Below are 22,632 nucleotides of genomic sequence, written 5' to 3'. Positions count from 1 at the left end.
ATCGCGGTGACTGCTCGGGGCGGATGCTCGGGGCGGCGGTGGCCCGCCGGGTTCTGGTCGAGTGGCCGCAGCGCGGCTGCTCCGTCGCGGCGCGGCCCCGGGGTGCTAGCCCTCGCGGCCGGGCAGCGGCTGCTCCTCGATGAAGTTGGCGCCGAGGATCTCGCGCACGACGGCCTCGCCGTAGCGAGCCCGCCCGCCGGCGGTTGCGCCCGTGCCCGTGCCGGCGCTCGCGGGTCGCTGCGGTGCGGCAGCGGTCGGCTGCTGCGGCGCGCCGGCTCCCGCCCCACCCTCATCGGGCCCGGACGCTTCGAACCGCAGCGCCCCGGGCCGTGCCGCAGGATCGCCCGCCCGCACCCCGGCCGACGCGCCGGGGGCCTCGGACCGCTGCTCGCCAGACTGGCCGCTTTGTGCGTCGGCGCGCGGCCCGGTCGGCTGCTGGCTGGGTGCGGGGGTTCGCTGTACACCGGCCGAGGCCGTGCCGCCGGGAAGGATGTCGGCCAGGGACGGCGGCAGGTCGGGCTCGTCGCTCGCCATCGGCTCATCGAACGGCGGCGGCTCCTCGTCGCCGGAAGTAGGAATGGCGACGACATCCCATGACGTCGTCGGCGCACCTCCCTGCGGACGCTGGGCCGGCACACCTCCCTGCGGACGGCCACTCGGCGCGCTCTGCGGACGCTCGTTCGACCGAGCCTGCGCAGGTGCCGCTTGGGGACGCTGGTTCGGCGCACCTCCCTGGGGACGATCGGCCGGGGCCTGCTGGGGAGGTCGTCCGGGTGCATCCGTGTGGGGGCGCGGGGTCGTGGAGGCGGAGCCCTTGAGGGCGGCGAGCTGCGCGCGCATGCGGGCGACCTCGGCCGAGTCGCTCTCCGGGCCGGGCTCGGCGGGGGCGGCGGCGGTGTTCTCGTTCAGGCCGGGGACCGTCCAGCCGGAGGAGTCGACGATCGCCTTCGGCTCGGGAGCGAGCTCCTCCTCGGGCGGCAGCTCCTCGAGCTCCTCGTCCTCGTCGAACTCGTCGTCGTCGTCGTCCTCGCCGCTGCCCTCGGGTGCTGCAGGCGGAGTGGATCCGGACGCGGGTGCCGACGCCCCCTCGGACGAGGTGGCGTCGGAGGTGCGTGCGGCGTCAGCGGTCGGCGTCTGCTGAGGAGCCGGCGCGGCAGCAGCCGGCGCGGTGCGCTCCGGAGTGGCCGGACCGGTTTGAGCCGGGGCGGCAGGCGCGGTCGGTGCAGGTTCGGCAGGCGCAGAAGCGGGAGACGCGGCGGAAGCGGACTGCGCAGGAGTGGCGGGCGCCGACTGAGCGGGTGTGGCGGGCCCGGCGGACGTGTGAGAGGCGGGCGCGGGAGCGGGAGAGGCGTTCGCGGACGCGGGCGCGGCGGCCGCAGGGGACGGGGCGGGCGCGGCGTTCGCGGACGCGGGCGCGGGGGCGTCGTGGGGGCGGAGGGTGGTGTCGACGCGGGCGATGTACTTCACGCGGAGGCCGAGGACGTCGAGGATCGCCTGGCGGAGGTACTCGCTGACGCCCTGGCCGGGGGCCGAGCGCTCCTTGAAGCTCGCCACGTCGTTCTCGCTGGGGAAGGCGAGCGTGAGGACGTCTCCGTCGAGCGCACGCACCTGCGCGGTGAAGACGACCAGCCAGGCGGTCATCTTCGCCTTCTGCACGGCTTCGAGGATCTCGGGCCAGGCGTCCTTCAGCTGCTGCAGCGTGACCTCGCCGGCCGCCGCGGCGATCGCCTGCACCGGCGTGGCCGCCGGGGGGACCGCGACCACGTCTGGCGTGGAGCGGGGGGTCGGGTCGGCGTCATCGCGAGACGACGCGGCATTGGTAGGGGTCGAGGCGGGGGGCGCGGCGGCGGCCGGGGCGGCGATGTTCCACGACGCGGCGGCGGTCTGCGCATCCGGAACCGTGTTCACCGGCGGCTCGGCGGGCGCGGGCGCCGGCGCCGACGCCGACGCGCTAGGAGCAGAAGGTGGAGCAGCAACAGAAGCAGCAGGTGAAGAAGAAGAAGAAGAAGAAGAAGAAGAAGAAGAAGCCGCAGGAGCGGAAGCCCCCGCCGCATCCCCCGCATCCACCCCGATCCTCCGCTCCAGCCGCTCGACCCGCGCGAGCGCCCCGCGCTGCGTGTCGTCGGCGGCCGGCACGAGGGCCCGCGCCATCATCAGCTCGAGGTGCAGCCGCGGCGAAGTCGCCCCGGTCATCTCGCTCAAGGAGGAGTTCACGATGTCGGCGACGCGCGAGAGCTCGGCGTGGCCGAAGAGGGCGGCCTGGCGGCGCATGACCTCGAGGTCGTCGGCGGGCACGCCGCGGAGCACCGAGGCGGCCTGCTCGCGGGTGGCCGAGACGACGATGACGTCGCGCAGGCGCTCGAGCAGGTCTTCGACGAAGCGGCGCGGGTCTTGACCCGTCTGAATCACGCGGTCGACCGCGTCGAAGACCGCCGCGCCGTCGTGGGTGCCGAGCGCGTCGACGGCCTCGGAGAGCAGGGCGCCGTGGGTGTAGCCGAGCAGCGCGACCGCGCGCTCGTAGTCGACGTGGTTGTTCTCGGAGCCGGCGATGAGCTGGTCGAGCAGCGACAGCGTGTCACGGGCCGAGCCGCCGCCCGCGCGCACGACGAGCGGCAGCACGCCGGGGGCGACGTCGACGCCCTCGGACTCGCAGAGCGACTGCACGTACTCGAGCAGCTGCGCCGGCGGGATGAGCCGGAACGGGTAGTGGTGGGTGCGCGAGCGGATGGTGCCGATGACCTTGTCGGGCTCGGTCGTCGCGAAGATGAACTTGATGTGCTCCGGCGGCTCCTCGACGATCTTGAGCAGGGCGTTGAAGCCCTGCGGCGTGACCATGTGGGCCTCGTCGAGGATGAAGATCTTGAAGCGGTCGCGCGCGGGGGCGAAGACGGCGCGCTCGCGCAGGTCGCGGGCGTCGTCGACGCCGTTGTGGCTGGCGGCGTCGATCTCGACCACGTCGAGCGAGCCGGGGCCGTCACGGCCGAGCTCGACGCACGAGGGGCAGACGCCGCAGGGCGTGTCGGTGGGGCCCTCCGCGCAGTTCAGGCAGCGGGCCAGGATGCGCGCCGACGTCGTCTTGCCGCAGCCGCGCGGGCCGCTGAACAGGTAGGCGTGATTGACCCGGTTCGTGCGCAGCGCCGTCATGAGCGGATCGGTCACCTGCGACTGCCCGATCATCTCGGCGAAGGTCTCGGGCCGATAGCGGCGATAGAGGGCGGTAACCACCCGCTAAGACTACCTGCGGCCACCGACACCGGGGTCGGCCCGAGGGCCCGGCACCGGCAGCGGCGGCGCTACAGCGTCCGCGCGTAGCAGACCGAGTACTCCGACCCGATGTACGGCCCGAACGGCTCGATCCGCTCGTACCCCTCCCGCTCGTAGAACCGCATCGCGTCGGGCTGCTCCGTGCCGGTCTCGAGCACGAGCCGCGCGACCCCGAGCTCCCGCGCCTCCTCCTCGAGCGCCCGCAGGATCGCGGTCGAGACGCCCTGCCCCCGGGCATCCGGATGCACGTACATGCGCTTCACCTCGGCCCCACCCCCGGGCAGCGGGCGCAGCCCCCCGCACCCCACGGCGTCGCCCGAGAGCGTGCGCGCCACCACGAAGACCGGGGTCGACGCGGCGGTCGGCACGGCGCCCGGCTCGTGGTCGTCGCTGCCGTAGCGCGCGTCGAGCTCGACGCGCTGGGCCCGGCGCAGGGCATCGGCGTCGGGGTCGTCGAACGGCACGCGCTCGACGGAGACGGGAAGGGCGGGTCGACGGGTCATGTCATCCTCTCGTAACAAGCATTACCGTAACGCTTGTTATGCTGACGGTCAAAGCGAGACAGTAACGCTTCACCACGAGAAGAAACGGATGCACGATGGCCCGCCAGCGCGACGTCGACGATCAGCGGCAGCGCCTGTCCGAGGCCACCTGGGCGGTGCTGACCGAGCGCGGGCTGCCGGGGCTGACGATCCGTGCGGTGGCCGAGCGCGCCGGCTGCACCACCGGCCTCGTGATGCACGCGTTCCCGACGAAGGACGCCCTGCTGCTGCACGCCCGCGACCTCCTGCACGACCGCACCCGCGTGCGCGCCGATGCCGCCGAGGCGCGCGCGCCCGGCGACCCCGAGCGGGCGCCCACCCCCGAGCAGGCCCTCGAGGCCGTGCTGCTGAACGCGCTGTCGCTCGACGCGCAGAGCGTCGATGAGGCCCGCGTATGGGTGAGCTACCTGGCGGCGGCGCTGGCCGATCCGACCCTCGCCGCGCGGCACCGGGCGGGCAACCGCAGTTTCGTCGAGCGGGTCGAGCGCCTGCTCGGTGCGTGCCGGCCCGCGTGGTCGGCTGAGCGCATCCGCCGCGAGGCCCTCACCCTGGTGGCGGTCGCCGAGGGCATGAACACGCTCGGCGCGGCCGATCCCGAGACGTATCCCGCCGAGGTGCAGCGGCGGTCGATGACGGATGCTCTGAGCCGCACCCTCGGCCCCACCCCACCCGAGCTCCCGGCTGCCGACGCGCCCGCGCCCGAGGTCTCCCGGGCGGGTGACGGGGGGCTGCGCATCCGCTCGTTCGAGCACGCCGACACCGAGCCCGTGGTGGCCCTGTGGGCCGAGTGCGGGCTGACCCGGCCGTGGAACGACCCGCGGCGGGACATCGCGCGGAAGCTGACCGTGCAGCCGGAGCTCTTCCTCGTGGGGGTCGATGCCTCGGGGGCGGTCGTCGCGAGCGCCATGGCCGGGTTCGACGGGCACCGGGGATGGGTGAACTACCTCGCGGTGACGACGGCGCGGCAGGGTCGCGGCGACGGGCGGGCGCTGATGCAGGAGGTCGAGCAGCGGCTGCTCGGGATGGGGTGCCCGAAGGTGAACCTGCAGATCAGGGAGGGGAACGAGGGCGTGATGGAGTTCTATCGGGCGCTCGGGTACGGGCGCGATGCCGCGGTGAGCTTCGGGAAGCGGCTGATCGCGGACGATTGACGGTTACCGTTCGAGCGAGGAGCGGGCGCTCGCGGCGAGCAGCGCCAGCCGCTCGGCCGAGTCGGAGTGCTCGTCGGGGTAGTAGACCACGAGCAGCACGTCGCCGACGGGCAGCTTCTCGCGGTTGAGGCGCAGGGATCCGACGCTCGTGTGGTGCACGGTCGCGACCCCGCCCTCGAGCCGCTGCACGTCGTGGCGCGCCCAGAGCGTGCGGAAACGGCCGCTGGCCAGGGAGAGCTCGCCGACGAGTTCGACGGCGCGGGCATCCGTCGCGTCGTCGCCGATCGTGCTGCGGAAGGCCGCCACCGAGTCGGCGGCGGCGCGCTCCCAGTCGTCGTGGAAGGCGCGCTCCTCGGGGTCGAGCAGCAGCGAGCGCAGGCGGTTCTCGCCCGGGACGAGCCGAGGGTTGAACGCGACCGCCAGCGGGTTCGCGGCGAGCACGTCGAAGAAGCGGCCCTCGACGAACGCGGGCAGCTCGAGGGCGGCGAGCAGGTGGTGCAGCCGCTCGGGCACGCGCTCGGTGCGGCGGGCGGGCCGGGCCGCGGTTCTGCGGGGTGGCGGCTTGGCGAGGCCGAGGAGGTAGTCGGTCTCGACGTCGTCGAGGTGCAGCACGCGGGCGAGCGCCTCGAGCACCTGGGCCGAGGGGTTGCTGTCGCGTCCGCGCTCGAGGCGGAGGTAGTAGTCGGCGCTGATGCCCGCGAGCAGGGCGAGCTCCTCGCGGCGGAGGCCGGGCACGCGGCGGTGACTCCCGCCCGGGAGCCCCACCTGCTCGGGGGTGACGAGACCGCGGCGAGCGCGCAGGTAGGCGCCGAGGCGGTTCTCGTCGGCGGCCGGATCAGGGCCTGAGGTGGTCACGTTTTCACGATAGCCACCCTCCGCCTCGCCTGAGGGGGTCCTGCCACTCCCCGGATCACGGGGGGACTCCCCCGGCCGCGTCGCCCGGTCGAGCATCGGATGCACGGCCCGCCGCCCGCGGACCGTCACCGGTCGCACGGCCCCAGGCCGCACCGGCGCCCGACCCCCGCCGCGCATCCACCCACCGCCTGCACGCCCCCACCTCGACCAGAAGGACTCACCATGGACCTCACCCACCGCACCGCGCTCATCGTCGGCGGCACCTCCGGCATCGGACTCGGCCTCGCCCGCCGGCTCGCCGCGGCCGGCAGCACCGTCGTCGTCGGCGGTCGCGACACCGCCCGCCCAGGCCTTGACGGCCTCGACACCGTGACGATCGACGTCACCGACCCCGCATCCGTCACCCGGGCCCGCGACGAGGTGCTCGCCCGCCACCCCGAGCTCGACCTCGTCGTCACCATGTCGGGCGTGATGCAGCTGGAGGATCTCCGCAACCCCGCCCACATCGCCCAGACCGACGCGGCGATCGCGGTGAACCTGCTCGGCACGATCCGGGTGGTCGACGCCTTCACGCCGCACCTGATCGCGCGCGGCGCCGGTGACGTCGTGACGGTGTCCTCGGGCATCGGCTTCCTGCCGTTCCCGCCGATGCCCGGTTACGGCGCCTCGAAGGCCGGCGTCCACGCCTACACCGAGGCCCTCCGCGCCCAGCTGGCCGGAACCGGCGTCGACGTCACCGAGCTCGTCCCGCCCGCGGTCGCCACCGCCGGACAGGAGAAGGTCAACCCCGCCGCCCTCCCGCTCGAGGCCTTCCTCGACGAGGCGCTGGGGCTGCTCGCTCAGACCCCCACGCCGCCCGAGATCGTGGTGGCGGCCGCCCGCCGCCTCCGCTGGGCCGAGCGCGACGGCACCTACGCCGAGCTGCTCGCGCAGCGCGCCCAGGCGCTCAACATGCTCCCGGGCCGCTCGGCCTGAGGCCCGGCAACCCATAGCCCGACGGGCATGCGACCACCGGATGCCCGCCCGGCACGACCGGCCGAGCGAACCCCACGACCCGCTACGCCGACACCGCCGCGAACGACTGCCGCGCGATCTCCAGCTCCTCGTTCGTCGGCACCACCAGCACCTTCACCCGCGACGACGGAGCCGAGATCGTCCGCGCCTCCGAGCCCGGAGCCTCGTTCAGCCCCGCATCCACCGTGATGCCCAGCTCCTCGAGGCCGGCGAGCGAGCGCGCCCGCACCAGCGGGTTGTTCTCCCCCACGCCCGCCGTGAACACGATCGCGTCGAGGTGCCCGAGCTGCGCATAGTACGACCCCACGTAGCCCCGGATGCGATGCAGATACACCTCCAGCGCCAGGGTCGCCGCTTCGTCGCCCGCGGCGGCCGCCTGCTGCACGTCGCGCATGTCGCCCTTGCCCGACAGCCCGAGCAGCCCCGAGCGGCGGTTCAGCAGCTCGTCGAGCTCGGCGAACCCCATGCCCGTCTTGCGGTTGAGGTGGAACAGCACCGCCGGGTCGAGGTCGCCCGAGCGCGTGCCCATCACGAGCCCCTCGAGCGGCGTCATGCCCATCGAGGTCTCGACCGAGCGCCCGCCGTCGACGGCGCAGACGGAGGCGCCGTTGCCGAGGTGCAGCACGATCAGCTTCAGCGACGAGAGGTCCTGCCCGAGGTACTCGGCCGCCGCCCCCGACACGTACTTGTGCGAGGTGCCATGGAACCCGTACCGCCGGATGCGCTGCTTCGCCGCCAGCTCCGCGTCGATCGCGTAGGTGTAGGCCGCGGGCGCCAGCGTCTGGTGGAACGCCGTGTCGAACACCACCACCTGCGGCACCGACGGGAACGCCTTCTGCGCCGCATCGATCCCCGCGAGGTTCGCCGGGTTGTGCAGCGGGGCGAGCTCGCTGAGGTCTTCGATGTTGATCTTCACGAGATCCGTCACGATGGTGGCCTCGTGGAACCGCTTGCCGCCGTGCACGACCCGGTGGCCGACGGCGATGAGCGGATGCTCGTCGAGCGACGGGCCGTGGTCGCCGAAGGCGGCGAGCATCGCCGCGAACCCGGCGGTGTGGTCGGCGATCGGGTCCTCCGACTCCCACGATCCCTCGGGGGTGGTGTGCTTGGTGTGACCGACGTCCTCGCCGATGCGCTCGACGAGCCCCGAGGCGAGCACCTGCTCCGACTCGATCTCGATCAGCTGGTACTTGAACGACGACGAGCCGCTGTTGACGACCAGGATGGCGCTCATGCGGACACCGCCCCGGCACCCGAAGACGCAGCACCCGATGCCGCCGCACCCGCCGTCGCCGCCTGGATCGCCGTGATGGCGATGGTGTTCACGATGTCGGGCACGAGCGCTCCTCGGGAAAGATCGTTGATCGGCTTGTTCAGACCCTGCAGCACCGGCCCGATGGCGACGGCGCCAGCCGAGCGCTGCACCGCCTTGTAGGTGTTGTTGCCCGTGTTCAGGTCGGGGAAGATGAACACCGTCGCCCGGCCGGCCACCTGCGAGCCGGGCATCTTCGCGGCGGCGACCACCGCATCCGTCGCCGCGTCGTACTGGATCGGCCCCTCGACCGGCAGCGTCGGGCGGGCGGCCCGCACGAGCGCGGTCGCCTCGCGCACCTTCTCGACGTCGGCGCCCGAGCCCGACGAGCCCGTGGAGTAGGAGAGCATCGCCACGCGCGGGTCGATGCCGAACTGGGCGGCGGTCTCGGACGAGGAGACCGCGATGTCGGCCAGCTGCGGGCTCGTCGGGTCGGGCACGACGGCGCAGTCGCCGTAGACGAGCACGCGGTCGGCGAGCGCCATCAGGAACACGCTCGACACCACCGACACCCCGGGGCGCGTCTTGATGATCTCGAACGCCGGCCGGATGGTGTGGGCCGTCGTGTGCGCGGCCCCCGAGACCATGCCGTCGGCGAGGCCGAGCTGCACCATCATCGTGCCGAAGTACGACACGTCGGTGACGGTGTCGTAGGCCATGTCGAAGGTCGTGCCCTTGTGGGCGCGGAGCTTCTGGTACTCCTCGGCGAAGCGGGTGCGCAGCACGGGGTCGAACGGCGAGACGACTGCCGCCGCGTCGAGGTCGAGGCCGAGCTCGGCGGCGCGGGTGCGCACCGCGTCCTCCTCGCCGAGGATCGTCAGCCGGGCCACCCCGCGGGTGAGCACGGTGTTCGCCGCGCGCAGGATGCGGTCGTCCCCGCCCTCGGGCAGCACGATGTGCCGGTCGGCCTGGCGGGCGCGGTCGAGCAGTCCGTACTCGAACATCAGCGGCGTCACGACATCCGCCTTCGACACGTCGAGCAGGCGCAGCAGCTGCCCGCCGTCGACGTACTGCTCGAACAGCGCCAGCGCGTTGTCGAACTTCACGGGCGAGTCGGCCGCGAGGCGCCCGCGCGTCGAGGTGATGCGCACGGCGGTCTCGTAGGTGCCGAGCTCGGTCGAGATGATCGGGATCTTCGGGTCGAGGCCGCGGATCAGCCGCATCACCGGCTCCGACACCTCGAAGCCGCCGTTCAGCACGATCGCGGCGAGCGACGGGAAGGTGCCCGAGGAGTTCGCCATCAGCACCGCGAGCAGCAGCTCGGAGCGGTCGCCCGGCACGACCACGACGGCTCCCTCGGTGAGCCGCGGCAGCACGTTGCGCATCGACATCGCGGCGACCACGACGCCGAGCGCCTCCCGGGCCATCAGCCGCGAGTCGCCGAGCACGAGGGTGCCGCCGATCGATTCCAGGATGCTCGCCACACTCGGTGCCACGAGCACCCGGTCTTCGGGGATGGCCCAGACCGGGATGCGGCGCGGCTGCACCGGGATCGACGACGTCACGGGCGCCGGCTCGGCGGCCGCGGACTGCACCAGCTCGTCCACCGCGTCCCGGGCGGCCAGCGAGATGGCGTCGCGGATCTTCTCGAGGTTCTCGGGGTCGGAGCGGTTCGCGACGATGCCGACCAGGGTCGCGTGCGCGTTCTTCAGCTCGACCAGGGCGAGCTCGGTGATCTGCCGCATCTCGTCGGCCGAGCGCGCCTCGGAGCGGCCGAGCAGCTCCTCGGAGCCCTGCCCCTTGCGCCCGCCGAGCACGAGCAGCACGGGTGCGCCGAGGTTCGCGGCGATGCGCGCGTTGTAGCTGAGTTCGGAGGGGCTGCCGACGTCGGTGTAGTCGCTGCCGAGGATGAGCACGGCGTCGTGCTCGCGCTCCACCGCCTTGTAGCGCTGCAGGATGCGCGACAGCGCGGCCTCGGGATCGGCGTGCACGTCGTCGTAGGTGACGCCGATCGCCTGCTCGTAGCCGAGCTCGCTGCCGTCGTGCTCGAGCAGCATCTCGAGCACGTAGTCGCGGTCGGCGACGCTGCGGGCGATCGGGCGGAACACCGCCACCCGCTGCACCGAACGGCGCAGCATCTCGAGCACGCCGAGCGCGATCGTGGATTTGCCGGAGTGGCCCTCGGCGGAGGTGATGTAGATGCTCTTCACGCCGGGGACGGAAGCGGGGATGTTCTCAAGTGATGACACGGAATCCTCTTCGGTTGTCCGTGTTCCACTCTATCCAGGCGGGGCTGTGACGCGCCCGGAAACCCGCTCAGGCGCCGCAGATGTCCCCGACGACCCCGGTGGAGCTCGAGACCGTGATCATCTGGATCGTGCCGGTGCCGGAATCCTGGAAGGTCACCACCCGGCCGTCCGAGAACAGCTGGTAGGCGGCGGGCTGGCCCTGCTGCCCGGGAGTGGCGACCGCATCGGGTCGCGCCGCCTGCAGCTCGGCGATCGTCGAGCCGAGGCCGATGCCCTCGACGGTGCGCGGCCCGGTGCCGGGCTGCACGGCGTCGATGGCGACGATCCGCACCAGGGTCACGGGCGCGGCCGGGTTCTGCTCGTCGATGCCGCTGACCAGGGTGACGCCGACGCCGCCGAAGGTCCAGGTGTCGACGCCGGGGCGGCAGATCACCGGGGCGGCGGGCACGTCGGCCTGCACGACCTCGAAGGTGTCGCCGATCACCAGCGGGCCTATGCCCGCGAAGGAGACCACCCAGGTGGAGGTGTCGGAGGCGACGTAGGCGTTCGGGTCGACCTCCGTGGTCGGCTCCGGGCTCGGTGCCGGGTCGCTCGTGGGGCTCGCGGTCGCGGTGGGGGTGACCGTGACGGTCACCGTCGGCTCGGGCGCGGGGGCGGGGGCCGAGCATCCGGAGGCCACCAGCACCACCCCGAGGGCGAGGGCTGCGAGCGCGGTGCGGCGGAATGACGTCATGGCCCGAGGCTAGCGACGCGGCGCCCCTCGCCTCGCGCCCCTAAACGGGTGAACCTCGGCGCGATGACGAGCGGATGCGCGGCCGCCCGCCCCCGCCGGCAGACCTCGTTAACGAAGAAGGACTCCCCGCGCACCCGCCAGAGCCCGGTTACCCTTGCTGCGTTTCCGCCCTGGGGGAGTTGGCCTGGATGGCGCCACACGGGGAGCCGACGACCAGTGTAGCAACTGCGGCGCGCTTGATGAATCGCGTGCAGAGGAGTTGGGTGGGGGTATGAAGATCGCCATCGCCGGAGGACACGGCCAGATCGCCCTGCACACCACCAAGCTGCTCAGCGCCTCGGGGAACGAGGTGTGGGGCATCGTGCGCAACCCCGACCACGCGGCCGACATCGAGGAGGCGGGCGGGCAGGCGCTCGTGCTCGACCTCGAGCAGTCCGACTCGGAGGCACTCGCCGCCGAGCTGTCGTCGCGCGAGATCGACGCCGTGGTGTTCGCCGCGGGAGCCGGGCCGGGCAGCAGCGCCGAGCGCAAGCAGACGGTCGACCGCGACGGGGCCATCCTGCTCGCCGACGCCGCGTGGCGCGCCGGTGCGAAGCGGTACGTGCTCGTCTCGTCGATGGGCGCCGACTCGTTCGACCCGTCGAGCGACGACGTGTTCCAGATCTACCTCAAGGCCAAGAGCGAGGCCGACGCGGCGGTGCGCGAGAGCGACCTCGACTGGACGATCGTGCGCCCCGGCGGCCTCACCGACGACCCGGCGACCGGGTCGGTGACGCTCGCGGAGTCGACCGGGCGCGGCAGCATCCCGCGCGCCGACGTCGCGTGGCTGATCGCGCAGCTGCTCACCTCGGGCGAGGGCGTGCACAAGCAGTTCGAGGCGATCTCGGGCGCGACGCCCATCGCGGAGGCGCTCCGCGCGCTCTGAGCTGTACGCTCCGGAATGATTTTCGGGGGGTCGGCGACCACTATGGTCGCGGAGGCCTGAATATCCGTCGGGAGCGTACGCGGTCGGCGGGCGGTGCCGGGAGCAGGTAGGATGCTTCATGGTCATCGCCGTGCGATGCCAGGAGAATTCGCCTAGTGGCCTATGGCGCACGCTTGGAAAGCGTGTTGGGTGCAAGCCCTCGGGGGTTCGAATCCCCCATTCTCCGCCAGAACGACAGAACGACAGCACGACAGAACGGCTGGAAACCCGGCCCCGCTGCGGGCCCTCCCCGGGCTAGCGTGGAGGGCATGCAGGGAAGCAGCGAAGGCCCCGTCCGGTTCGGCATCGTGGGGAGCGGGTGGCGCAGCGAGTTCTTCCTGCGCATCGCCGAGGCCCTGCCCGACCGCTTCGAGGTCGCGGGCCTCGTCACGCGCAGCCCCCGAACGGCGGCGCGGCTCGAGGCGCGGGGCGTGCATCCGTTCAGGGACGTCGACGAACTGCTCGCCGCCGCACCCGAGTTCGCCGTGGTGTCGGTGCCGCGGGAAGCCGCCCCCGCGATCATCCGGAACCTGGTCGACGAGCGGATGCCCGTGCTCACCGAGACCCCGCCGGCCACCGATCTCGCCGAGCTCGTCGACCTCTGGCGCGACGTCGAACGCGTGCCGGGGGCCATCGTGCAGGTCGCCGAGCAGTACCACCTCTCGCCGCTTCTGAGCGCCCAGCTCGCGGTCGCCGCCTCGGGCCGCCTCGGCCGGATCAGCCAGGCCGTCGTCGCCCAGTGCCACGACTACCACGGCGTGAGCGTGCTGCGCCGGGCCCTCGGCGTCGGCGCCGAGGACGCCACCATCACCGCCCAGAACTTCACCTATCCCCTGCTGGCCGGCCCCGACCGCCACGGCGACCCGCACGAGGAGCGCTTCGTCACCGCGACGCAGACCACCGCGCGCTTCGACTTCGGCGACCGTCTCGGGGTCTACGACTTCGCGCCCGAGCAGTACTTCTCGTGGATCAGGGGCAACCGGATGCTCGTCCGCGGCGATCGCGGGGAGCTGGAGAACCTCGAGGTGCGGTACGTCCGCGGCCACGACGAGCCGGTGTTCGGGCAGCTGCGCCGCGTGATGACGGGCGAGGGCGGCAACCTCGAGGGGCTGTTCCTGCGCGGCCTGCTGCTCGGCGAGGAGTGGATGTTCACCAACCCCTTCATGCCCGGCCGCCTCGCCGACGACGAGATCGCCATCGCGCGGATGCTCGAGGGCATGCGCACCCGCATCGCGGGCGGCCCCGACGTCTACTCCCTCGCGGAGGCGAGCCAGGACCACTACCTCGCCCTCCTCCTGCAGCAGGCCGCCACCACGGGCGACCCGGTGCGCTCGACCCCCCAGCCCTGGGCCGCCGCCCTCGCGCCCGTTCCGGAAGCCTCCGCTTAGGGCATCGCCGGCCCGCCGGGCAACCACCACAACGGGGGCTACGCGCGGTCTACACCTGTGCCATATGGTCGGCTCGACCCTACGGACAGGACCCATGAAGCGATCCGCTCTGCTCACGATCCCCGCTCTGCTCACCGGCCTCCTCGTCGCCACCGCCCTTCCGGCGCAGGCGACGACGCTGCCGCCGGCGAGCCCCGAGACCACCGCGACCGCGACGCCCGCCGCGCCTGCCGCGCCCGTGGCGACGGAGGCGCCGACGGCCACGCCCGAGCCGACGGCCTCGGCCGCCGCCACGCCCGCGCCCGCGGCCACACCGACGGCGACCCCGGCCGCCACCGACGCCGCCGCGCCGTCCGAAGCCGCCACCGACGTGGCGGCCGCGAGCATCCCGTCGAGCGGCGACGTCCGCCTCGGCGGTGAGACGCGCTACGACGTGGCCGTCACGATCTCCCGCGAGTGGCAGGGCCCGGTCGACACCGTGTTCATCGCGAAGGGCACCGACTACCCCGACGCCCTCTCGGCCGGCGCCGTCGCGGCGAGAATGGATGCGCCGCTGCTGCTGACCCTCACCGACCGCCTGCCCGACGTGGTCGGGGCCCGGCTCGCCGAGCTCCAGCCGTCGCGCATCGTGGTCGTCGGCGGCGAATTCGCCGTGAACCAGTCGGTCGAGCAGACCCTCGGGTCGTACGCCCCGGAGGTGCTCCGCATCGGCGGCGACGACCGCTACGCCGTCTCCCGCGCCCTGGTGGAGTTCGGCTTCCCGGCGGGTGCCCCGTCGCTCTACGTGGCCACCGGCGCCGGCTTCCCCGACGCCCTCTCCGCCACGCCGGCGGCAGCGCGAGCGGGATCCCCCGTGCTGCTCGTGAACGGTCGCGGCGGCGAGCTCGACACCCCCTCCCGCGAGGCTGTGGCCGCTCTCGACGCCACCGACATCGTCGTGGTCGGCGGGCCGAACTCGGTCGGCCCGGCGGTGGCCTCCGGGCTGGACGCCATCGCGCCCGTCACCCGCATCGGCGGCGCCGACCGCTACGAGACCTCGATGGCCGTCAACCGCGCCGCGTTCCCGTCGGCCTCCCGGATCTTCTTCGCCACCGGCCGCACCTTCGCCGACGCCCTCGCCGGCGGCACCCTGGCCGGCGTGCAGGGCTCGCCCCTGATCGTGGTGCCCGGCAGCTGCGTGACGCCGTCGACGGCCGGCGCCGTGAACTCGAGCTACCCCGACGCCCAGCGCGTGATCGTCGGCGGCCCGAACGCCGTCTCCGACTCGGTCTTCGACCTGAGCGAGTGCGCACCGCCGCCCCCGCCGCCGGCTCCGCCCGCACCTCCCGCGCCGCCCGCTCCCCCGGCACCGCCCGCACCCCCGGCGCCTCCGGCCAACCCCGGCGACACGAAGAACTGCGGCGACTTCCCGAACTGGGCAGCGGCCAAAGCCTGGTTCGACCTCTACTACCCCTACTACGGAGACGTCGCCCGCCTGGACGGCAACAACGACGGGGTCCCCTGCGAGAGCCTCCCCGGCGCCCCCTGACGACCGCCGCTTAAAAGGGGAACCGCCCCGGCCGTAGCGGGGGCGGTTCGTCGAGAGCTGGAAATGAGCGGTCGTGCCGCTCACCGGCTACATCGAGCTCTTAAGAGTTCTGCACCTTCATATCGACTCCTTCCGTCGTCTGATAGAACGCAACAGTACGCCTCGGCATTCCGAAAGGAAAGCCTCAGCGCTCTCCGGCCTCGATCGCCTCGACCGCACGCGGGTCGGCGCCCTGCAGGAAGTCGGTCAGGCGGGTGACCTCGTCGGTCTCGCCGATCGCGTCGGCGGCCCGGCGCAGCAGGTAGAGCGACAGCAGCACGCCACGGTTGGGCTCGTGCGACCACGGCACGGGGCCCTGGCCGCGCCAGCCGGCCTTGCGCAAGGCGTCGAGGCCGCGGTGGTAGCCGACGCGGGCGAAGGCGTAGGCCTGCAGGGTCTCGCCGCGCGAGAAGGCGCGGTCGGCGAGCGTCGCCCAGGCGAGCGACGAGGTGGGGTGGGACGTCACGGTCGCCTCGAGCACCTCGTCGATGTCGTAGCCGACGGCTCCGGCGAGCGCCTCGGCGACCCCCGGGTCTTCGGGCAGACGGGTCTCGGGCAGGCCGAGCAGATTCTCAGAACTCATGCCTCGATGGTACGCGGATGCACGCCCGAACCCACCCCAGAGCACGCGAGCCGAGGCGCCGCTCAGCCGAACTCGCCCCGGCCGCCGCGCGCGTTGTCGTCGCCCGTGTCGGCCTGCGCCTCGGCCACGTCCTCGTCGGAGGCGAAGACGAGCCCGGCGGAGCCGGTCACGTCGGGCGCGTCCTCGCCGTGCGCCCGCGTGTAGGCGCGGTGCGCGGCCCGCTCGTCGTCCATCTTCTGCGACAGCCCCGCGTACGCGGTCGAGAGCCGCGGCACCCGCCGGATCACGTCCATCACCAGCCGGAAGCGGTCGAGGTCGTTCAGCATCAGCATGTCGAACGGCGTCGTCGTGGTGCCCATCTCCTTGAACCCGCGCACGTGGATGTTCGAGTGGTTCGTGCGCCGGTAGGTGAGCCGGTGGATCAGCGACGGGTAGCCGTGGAACGCGAAGACCACCGGCTTGTCCGTGGTGAACACCGCGTCGAACGACGCTGCGTCGAGGCCGTGCGGATGCTCGGTGTGCTCCTGCAGGCGCATCAGGTCGACCACGTTGACGAAGCGCACCGCGAGGTCGGGGATCTCCTTCTTCAGGATCTGCACGGCCGCCATCGCCTCGACGGTCGGCACGTCACCGGCCGCCGCGACCACCACATCGGGCTCCTCCCCCACGCGCTCGGTGCCGGCCCACTCCCAGACGCTCACGCCGCGGGCGCCATGGGTGCGGGCCTCCTCCAGCGACAGCAGCGAGGCGGTGGGCTGCTTGCCCGCCACGATCACGTTGACGTAGTCGCGGGACGCCAGGCAGTGCTCGGCGGTCACGAGGAGGGTGTTCGCATCCGGCGGCAGGTAGACCCGCACCACGCTGGACTGCTTGTTCACCACGTGGTCGAGGAACCCCGGGTCCTGGTGCGAGAAGCCGTTGTGGTCCTGCCGCCAGACGTGCGAGGAGAGCAGGTAGGTGAACGACGACACCGGCCGGCGCCACTCCACCTTCGCGCTCGACTCCAGCCACTTGGCGTACTGGTTGAACATCGAATCGACGACGTGGATGAAGGCCTCGTAGGACGTGAACAGCCCGTGCCGCCCCGTCAGCAGGTAGCCCTCGAGCAGGCCCTGCGCGAGGTTCTCGCTGAGGATCTCGATCACCCGGCCGTTGTGGGACAGGTTCTCGTCGGTCTCGAGCACCTCGGCCTGCCACTCCTTGGCCGTCACCTCGTAGACGTCGTCGAGCCGGTTGGAGGCGACCTCGTCGGGCCCGAAGATGCGGAACGAGTCGGGGTTCAGCCGGATCAGGTCGCGCAGCCACGCCCCGAGCACCCGGGTCGGTTCGACCACGGCGCCCCGCCCCTCGGCGCCGGTGCCGGGCCCCGACGGTCCGTCGCCCGGAGTGATGTCGACGGCGACCGGCTCGAGCGCGGGCAGCGTGAGCGCCTTGCGCAGCAGCCCGCCGTTCGCGTGCGGGTTCGCGCTCATCCGCAGATCGCCCACGGGCCGCGCGGGGGCGAGCTCGGCGACGGGCTTGCCGTGCACGTCGAACAGCTCGCCGGGCCGGTAGCTCATCAGCCACTCCTGCAGCTGGGCGAGGTGCTCGGGGTTATCGCGCACGCCGGCCAGCGGCACCTGGTGCGCCCGCCAGGTGTTCTCGACGGGCAGCCCGTCGACGAACTTCGGCCCGGTCCAGCCCTTCGGGGTCTTCAGGATGACCATGGGCCACGCCGCGCGCGCCGTCTCGCCGCCCGAGCGGGCCTGGCGCTGGATCGTCGCGATGTCGTCGAAGGCCTGCGCCATCGTGTCGGCGAAACGCTGGTGCACCGCCATCGGGTCCTCGTCGTCGAAGCCGCCGGCCACGATCCGGGGCGAGTAGCCGTAGCCGATGAACAGCGACTCCAGCTCGTGCTCCGGGATGCGCGCCAGCACGGTGGGGTTGGCGATCTTGTACCCGTTGAGGTTGAGGATCGGCAGCACCGCGCCGTCGGTCATCGGGCTGAGGAACTTGTTCAGGTGCCAGCTCGTGGCGAGCGTGGCCGTCTCGGCCTCGCCGTCGCCGATCACGCAGGCCGTGATGAGGTCGGGGTTGTCGAGCGCCGCCCCGTAGGCGTGCACGAGCGAGTAGCCGAGCTCGCCGCCCTCGTTGATCGAGCCGGGCGTCTCGGGCGCCGCGTGCGAGGGGATGCCGCCCGGGAACGAGAACTGGCGGAACAGCCGGCGCATCCCCTCCCCGTTCAGCGACACCTGCGGGAACAGCTCGGAGTACGTGCCGTCGAGCCACGCGTTCGCCACGACGCCCGGCCCGCCGTGACCGGGGCCCGCGATGTAGATGACGTTCGAGGACCGCTCGACGATCAGCTTGTTCAGGTGCGCGTAGATGAAGTTCAGCGCCGGCGTCGTGCCCCAGTGCCCGAGCAGGCGGGGCTTGATGTCGTCGACCTTCAGCGGCCGCTTCAGCAGCGGGTTGTCGAGCAGGTAGATCTGCCCCACCGAGAGGTAGTTGGCGGCGCGCCACCAGGAGTCGACGACGGACAGGGGGACTGCATCGTGAGCGGTCATGCGCTCAGCTTACGAAGGCGACCCCGCGCCCGACAGGGGTTGCGGCCGCTTTCCGACTCCGGTCGCACTCTGGGCGGCGGCTGGGAGGAGGCGCCGCGGTGTCCCCCATGTGGCCGCTACTGCCCGACGGGCCGCCGCCTCTACGGTGGTGGGGTGAGTGTGCAGACGGGGGTCTCGGCGCGTGAGCTCCGGCCGCGCGCGCAGATCCTCGCGCAGGCGCGCATCGTCGTCGCCGCCCTCACGCTGCCGATCTTCACCGCGATGCTCTGGTACGCCATCCCCCGCGGCAGCTGGCCGCGCGTGGTCATCGCCTTCGGCTTCGTCGTGCTGCTCTACCTGGCGGCGGTGCTGCTGCTGCGGGCCGTCAGCATCCGCGTCGATCGCGACGCCGTTCTCGAGCGCGGCTTCTTCTCGCGCAACCGCGTGCCGCTGAAGCGCATCGCCTCCGCGATCGTGCTCGACGTCTACCGGGGGCCCTCCACCGAGACCACGCACCAGCTCTTCCTGATCGACACAGCGGGTGAACTGCTGCTCCGGATGCGCGGCGAGTTCTGGTCGAGCGACGACATCGAGCGGGTCGCCGCCGCCGTCGACGTTCCGGTGCGCCGTCGCCTCGACCCGGTCACCGCCGCCGCCCTGCGCGAGGAGATGCCCGAGCTGCTCTACTGGTTCGAGCGCTGGCCCTGGGTCGGGGCGCTCGCCGCGGCCGGCGGCATCGCCGCGCTGGCGCTGCTGCTGATCGGGCTCATGTCGCCGACCCTGCTGCTGCCCTGAGCGCCGGTCAGCCGAGCTGGCGTCCGAACAGCACGCCGTCGGCGTCGCGCCGCAGCTCCCGGAACCCGACCCGCGGGTAGAACGCCTGTGCCCCGGTGTTGGCGGGGTCGACGGCGAGGTGAACTCCGGCGGTCCCGGCGGGCAGCGCCGCCACGAACGCCTCGATCAGCGCCCGCCCCGCGCCACGCCCCTGGGCGGCCGGCAGCAGGTCGATGTGCAGGTGCGCGGGCAGCCGGGCCGCCTCGAAGGTCAGCAGCCGGTCGGCGTGCTCCCGCCGCTCCGCTGCGGTCAGGCTCGACGGATGCGCGGCGAAGTGCTCGGCGAAGCGCGCCGTGTCGGCCGTTCCGAGCACGTAGCCCACGACCTCGTCGCCCACCGTCGCCAGCACGGCGAGCGCCGGCTCGAGGTCGAGATAGGGCGTGGCGTAGCGGTCGGTCAGCACCCGCGCATCCGGATGCAGACCGCTCGCATCGCGCCCCGCGTCGCCGGTGCGCACGCAGATCTCGAGCACGGCCGCCCGATCGCCGGCCCGCGCCGTGTCGAACGGCCGCAGCGCGATCTCAGGCACGGGTGAGCAGCTCGACGGGGCGGGTGCGCCACGCGGAGACCAGCTCGGTGCGCACGGTGACGCCGGTTCCGGGGCCCGAGGGCACGGCCAGCCGTCCGTCGACGAGCACGAACGACTCGGTCAGGTCGTCGGCGAAGTAGCGGTCCGACGCCGAGGTGTCGCCCGGCAGCGTGAAGCCGGGCAGGGCGGCGAGCGCCACGTTGGCGGCGCGGCCGAGGCCGGTCTCGAGCATCCCGCCGCACCACACGGCGACGTCGCGCTCGAGGCACGCGTCGTGGATGCGGATGGCCTCGAGGTACCCGCCCACCCGGCCGGCCTTGATGTTGACGATCGAGGTCGCGTCGCGCTCGATCGCGTCGATCGCGACCGCCGTGCCCGTGATCGACTCGTCGAGGCAGACCGGGGTGTCGATGGCTTTGGCCAGCATCACGTGGGCGGCGATGTCCTCCTCGACGAAGGGCTGCTCGATCAGCAGCAGCCCGAAGTCGTCGAGCCCGCGCAGGTGGTCGATGTCGGCCACGGTGTAGGCGGTGTTCGCGTCGACCTGCAGCAGCGCATCCGGCCCCAGCATCGAGCGCACGGCCGCGACCGGTTCGAGGTCCCGGCCCGGCTTGATCTTGAGCTTGATGCGCCGATAGCCCGCCTCGACGTACTCGGAGACCTCGTCGAGCAGCGCCTCGATCGAGGGCGCGATGCCGACCGAGACGCCGCAGTCGACCTCGGGCCGTACCGCACCGAAGTACTCGCCGAAGCTGATGCCGGCCGCGCGGGTCTGGGCGTCGAGCACCGCCGCCTCGAGGGCGGCCTTCGCCATGCGGTGGCCGATCGTGCCGCCGAGCACGCTCGACACCTCGGCCGCACGCACGGTGCGGGCCGCGAGCAGCGCCGGGGCGAGGTAGTCGCGGATGACCGCCGCCGCCCCCTCGACGTACTCGCTCGAGTACACCGGGTCGGCCATGGCGACGCACTCGCCCCAGCCCTCGCCCTGGGCGGTGAGCACCCGCACGAGCAGCACGTCGCGGGCGGTCTGGCGGCCGAAGCTCGTCTCGAACGCACGCACGAGGGGCATCGCGATGCGGTGCAGCTCGACGGCCTCGACCTCGACGGGCAGGGCCGAGCCGCCGGTGTGCACCGCGACGCCGCTCATGGTCAGGTCTGCCCGTGCCTCAGGCGAGCCGGTCTTCCAGGCCCCAGGCCTGGCCGTAGCCGCCCTCGTCGACCGGCGCCGCCATCAGGTCGAGGAAGGCCTTCGCGTCGAAGGCCTCCGGGCCGAGAACACCCGTGCCCGCCCAGGTGCCCGTCGAGAGCAGCTCGAGCGCGATGACCGGGTTGAGGGCCGTCTGCCAGACGACGCACTGGGCCTCGTACTCGGCCATCGTCCACTCGTTGTCGCTGACGTGGTAGAGGTACACCTCGCGCGGCTCGCCGTCGGGGCCGGTGCCGGTGACCCAGAGCCCGGCGCAGGTCTTGCCGGTCATGAAGGGGCCGAGGGTCGCGGGATCGGGCAGGCCGGCCGCGACGACGTCGCGGGGCGCGACCTCGACGGGACCGTTCGCCGAGCGCACGCGCACCGGCTGGGTCTTGTCGAGCCCGAGCTGGTGCAGTGTCTTCAGGATGCCGATGAACTCCTCGCCGAGCCCGTACTTGAAGGTCACGCGCTTGGCGTCGACCCAGCGCGGCATGAGCAGCACCTCCTCGTGCTCGACGTTGACGCACTCGACGTCGCCGATGCCCTCGGGGAAGGTGAAGACCTCGGGCTCCGAGAACGGCGGGGTGGTGAACCAACCGGTGTCCTTCTCCCAGATCACGGGAGGGTTCAGGCACTCCTCGATCGTGGTCCAGATCGAGAAGGAGGGGGCGAAGATCTCGTTGCCGTCGCTGTCGCGCACCACGAGGTTCGCGCCGTCGCGGGTGCCCAGTTCGTCGATCTCGCTGAACAGGTGGTCGGCGGCGTAGCGGGCGAAGACGTCGGAGAGCCCGGGCTCGACGCCCATGCCGACTAGGGCGAGCCGGCCGGCCGTCTCCCAGTCGGGCGCCTGCGCGAACTGGTCGTCGCCGAGCTTGACGCCGGTCTCGGAGTAGGGGTTGGTGGGGTGCGGCTCCGAGAGGCTCATGGCCATGTCGAGGTAGTCGGCGCCCGCGGCGAGCGCGCCGGCGAAGATGGTCGGCACGAACTTCGGCTCGACCGCGTTCATCACGTGGGTGGCGCCGTGGCGCCGGGCGACCTCGGCGACGTCGTCGGGGTTCGAGGCGTCGATGCGGTCGGCGGTGAAGCGGGCCGCGACCTCGGCGCCGTGCTTGCCCTCGACCCACGCGACGGTGCGTTCGGCTCGGGCGAGGTCGTAGTCGGTGACGACGATGTGGTCGTAGAAGCTGCGGCGTGCGGCGATCTTGGCGATCGCGTCGCCGACACCGCCCGCGCCGACAAGGAGGATTCTCATGCCCTGACGCTACCGGTAACCCCGGGCGGAGCGGAACGGTTCCAGACGGGGCGATGGTCGCGCACCCGCTCGGCGTAGATCTTCGCCGCGAACGGCGCCCAGACCAGGGCGGCGACCCCGGCGCCGAGCAGCAGCCCGCCGATGGTGTCGGTGAGCCAGTGCGCCCCGAGGTAGGTGCGGCTCGCCATCATCAGCAGCGTGTAGACCGAGCCGGCCACCCAGATCCAGGTGCGGGCGAAGACGATGCCGAGCACCACGGCGAGCGTGGCGGCGTTCGCCGAGTGACCGGAGGGGAAGGAGCCGAAGTCGCTGACGACCAGCATGTCCTCGGGCCGGGGCCGCCCGACGGCGGTCTTCAGCACCTGCACGACCGCGGCGCTCAGGATGATCGAGATCGTGAAGAACAGCGCGGCCCACGGCCGCCGGAAGATCAGCAGCAGCGCGATGACGATCAGCGGGATGACGACGACCGCGAGGATGCCGCCGCCGAGGTAGTTCATCGCGAGCGAGGGCGCCTCGAGGATCGGGGTGCGGTTCTCGAGGATCTCGTCCATCCACTCCTCGTCGATGCCGAACGGCAGCCCCTGCTCGCGCACGACCACGAGCACGCCGAGCAGCACGGCGACCAGCAGCGCCACGATCGCGGAGACGACCGGCCAGCGGCGCGTGACCTTGTAGGGGACGGGAGGCTCCGGCGGGCCGAGGGTCTCGGCGGGCGGGGGCGGCTGGTCTGACATCCCG

18 protein-coding genes, 1 tRNA gene and 1 other RNA gene are annotated in these 22,632 nt (G+C 72.6%); 7 read left to right on the top strand and 13 right to left on the bottom strand.

Going from position 1 to position 22,632, the window contains the following annotated elements; all coding sequences use genetic code 11:
• Positions 1-105: 105 nt before the first annotated feature.
• The gene (locus tag ITJ64_RS19345; RefSeq protein WP_194680846.1) at positions 106-3,177 is read right to left on the bottom strand and encodes a DNA polymerase III subunit gamma and tau; all 3,072 of its coding nucleotides are present in this window, start codon (positions 3,175-3,177) and stop codon (positions 106-108) included.
• 116 nt (positions 3,178-3,293) lie between these two features.
• Positions 3,294-3,767, bottom strand: coding sequence for a GNAT family N-acetyltransferase (locus ITJ64_RS10105; protein WP_194680485.1), 474 nt, complete (start codon positions 3,765-3,767; stop codon positions 3,294-3,296).
• Between the two features lie 95 nt (positions 3,768-3,862).
• Between ITJ64_RS10105 and ITJ64_RS18900 the strand changes: the two genes are divergently transcribed.
• Entirely contained in the window at positions 3,863-4,957 is a 1,095-nt protein-coding gene (locus ITJ64_RS18900) for a GNAT family acetyltransferase (protein WP_228507778.1), read from the top strand.
• A gap of 3 nt (positions 4,958-4,960) precedes the next feature.
• Here ITJ64_RS18900 and ITJ64_RS10095 read toward each other — a convergent pair whose 3' ends face one another.
• Entirely contained in the window at positions 4,961-5,812 is an 852-nt protein-coding gene (locus ITJ64_RS10095) for a helix-turn-helix domain-containing protein (protein ID WP_370545128.1), read from the bottom strand.
• A 222-nt stretch (positions 5,813-6,034) separates the two neighbouring features.
• Between ITJ64_RS10095 and ITJ64_RS10090 the strand changes: the two genes are divergently transcribed.
• Positions 6,035-6,787 (top strand): SDR family oxidoreductase, encoded by a 753-nt coding sequence (locus ITJ64_RS10090; RefSeq protein ID WP_194680484.1) that lies wholly within the window; start codon positions 6,035-6,037, stop codon positions 6,785-6,787.
• An 82-nt stretch (positions 6,788-6,869) separates the two neighbouring features.
• Here ITJ64_RS10090 and ITJ64_RS10085 read toward each other — a convergent pair whose 3' ends face one another.
• The 4 genes from ITJ64_RS10085 to ffs all read right to left on the bottom strand — a co-directional run bounded on the left by ITJ64_RS10085 (position 6,870) and on the right by ffs (position 11,271).
• On the bottom strand, positions 6,870-8,060 hold the full coding sequence (locus ITJ64_RS10085) for an acetate/propionate family kinase (RefSeq protein WP_194680483.1): 1,191 nt from the start codon (positions 8,058-8,060) through the stop codon (positions 6,870-6,872).
• A complete protein-coding gene (pta, locus tag ITJ64_RS10080; protein ID WP_370545127.1) occupies positions 8,057-10,327 on the bottom strand; it encodes a phosphate acetyltransferase in 2,271 nt (756 codons plus the stop codon). The genes ITJ64_RS10085 and pta overlap by 4 nt, the downstream gene beginning before the upstream one ends.
• Positions 10,328-10,394: 67 nt before the next feature.
• The gene (locus ITJ64_RS10075; RefSeq protein ID WP_194680482.1) at positions 10,395-11,060 is read right to left on the bottom strand and encodes a hypothetical protein; all 666 of its coding nucleotides are present in this window, start codon (positions 11,058-11,060) and stop codon (positions 10,395-10,397) included.
• Between the two features lie 114 nt (positions 11,061-11,174).
• Positions 11,175-11,271, bottom strand: an RNA gene (gene ffs, locus ITJ64_RS10070) — signal recognition particle sRNA small type.
• Between the two features lie 60 nt (positions 11,272-11,331).
• On the opposite strand from ffs, the gene ITJ64_RS10065 reads away from it, so the two are divergent.
• The 4 genes from ITJ64_RS10065 (at position 11,332) to ITJ64_RS10050 (ending at position 14,940) form a co-directional block, all read left to right on the top strand.
• Positions 11,332-11,985 (top strand): SDR family oxidoreductase, encoded by a 654-nt coding sequence (locus ITJ64_RS10065; protein WP_194680481.1) that lies wholly within the window; start codon positions 11,332-11,334, stop codon positions 11,983-11,985.
• Between the two features lie 141 nt (positions 11,986-12,126).
• A tRNA-Ser gene (locus ITJ64_RS10060) sits at positions 12,127-12,214 on the top strand.
• A 79-nt stretch (positions 12,215-12,293) separates the two neighbouring features.
• Positions 12,294-13,412 carry a Gfo/Idh/MocA family protein gene (locus tag ITJ64_RS10055; RefSeq protein ID WP_194680480.1) on the top strand — a complete coding sequence of 373 codons (1,119 nt, stop codon included), beginning with the start codon at positions 12,294-12,296 and terminating at the stop codon, positions 13,410-13,412.
• Positions 13,413-13,506: 94 nt separating this feature from the next.
• Positions 13,507-14,940 (top strand): cell wall-binding repeat-containing protein, encoded by a 1,434-nt coding sequence (locus ITJ64_RS10050; RefSeq protein ID WP_194680479.1) that lies wholly within the window; start codon positions 13,507-13,509, stop codon positions 14,938-14,940.
• Between the two features lie 184 nt (positions 14,941-15,124).
• Here ITJ64_RS10050 and ITJ64_RS10045 read toward each other — a convergent pair whose 3' ends face one another.
• Both ITJ64_RS10045 and ITJ64_RS10040 read right to left on the bottom strand, forming a co-directional pair.
• On the bottom strand, positions 15,125-15,562 hold the full coding sequence (locus tag ITJ64_RS10045; protein WP_194680478.1) for a DUF3151 domain-containing protein: 438 nt from the start codon (positions 15,560-15,562) through the stop codon (positions 15,125-15,127).
• 62 nt (positions 15,563-15,624) lie between these two features.
• Positions 15,625-18,108 carry a phosphoketolase gene (locus tag ITJ64_RS10040; RefSeq protein ID WP_194680477.1) on the bottom strand — a complete coding sequence of 828 codons (2,484 nt, stop codon included), beginning with the start codon at positions 18,106-18,108 and terminating at the stop codon, positions 15,625-15,627.
• A gap of 153 nt (positions 18,109-18,261) precedes the next feature.
• Between ITJ64_RS10040 and ITJ64_RS10035 the strand changes: the two genes are divergently transcribed.
• Positions 18,262-18,882, top strand: coding sequence for a hypothetical protein (locus tag ITJ64_RS10035; protein WP_194680476.1), 621 nt, complete (start codon positions 18,262-18,264; stop codon positions 18,880-18,882).
• Positions 18,883-18,889: 7 nt separating this feature from the next.
• Here ITJ64_RS10035 and ITJ64_RS10030 read toward each other — a convergent pair whose 3' ends face one another.
• The 4 genes from ITJ64_RS10030 to ITJ64_RS10015 are packed head-to-tail and all read right to left on the bottom strand — an operon-like array spanning position 18,890 to position 22,628.
• Positions 18,890-19,450, bottom strand: coding sequence for a GNAT family N-acetyltransferase (locus tag ITJ64_RS10030; protein WP_194680475.1), 561 nt, complete (start codon positions 19,448-19,450; stop codon positions 18,890-18,892).
• Entirely contained in the window at positions 19,443-20,597 is a 1,155-nt protein-coding gene (gene menC / locus ITJ64_RS10025; RefSeq protein ID WP_194680474.1) for an o-succinylbenzoate synthase, read from the bottom strand. The genes ITJ64_RS10030 and menC overlap by 8 nt, the downstream gene beginning before the upstream one ends.
• A gap of 19 nt (positions 20,598-20,616) precedes the next feature.
• Complete coding sequence (locus ITJ64_RS10020) at positions 20,617-21,891, bottom strand: saccharopine dehydrogenase family protein (protein ID WP_194680473.1); 1,275 nt, start codon at positions 21,889-21,891, stop codon at positions 20,617-20,619.
• Positions 21,888-22,628 (bottom strand): phosphatase PAP2 family protein, encoded by a 741-nt coding sequence (locus ITJ64_RS10015; protein ID WP_194680472.1) that lies wholly within the window; start codon positions 22,626-22,628, stop codon positions 21,888-21,890. Before ITJ64_RS10015 ends, ITJ64_RS10020 begins: the two co-directional genes overlap by 4 nt.
• Between the last annotated feature and the right edge of the window lie 4 nt (positions 22,629-22,632).

This window comes from Herbiconiux sp. VKM Ac-1786 (assembly GCF_015350805.1).
Taxonomy (GTDB): domain Bacteria; phylum Actinomycetota; class Actinomycetes; order Actinomycetales; family Microbacteriaceae; genus Herbiconiux.
This window is presented reverse-complemented; position numbering and strand designations above follow the sequence as displayed.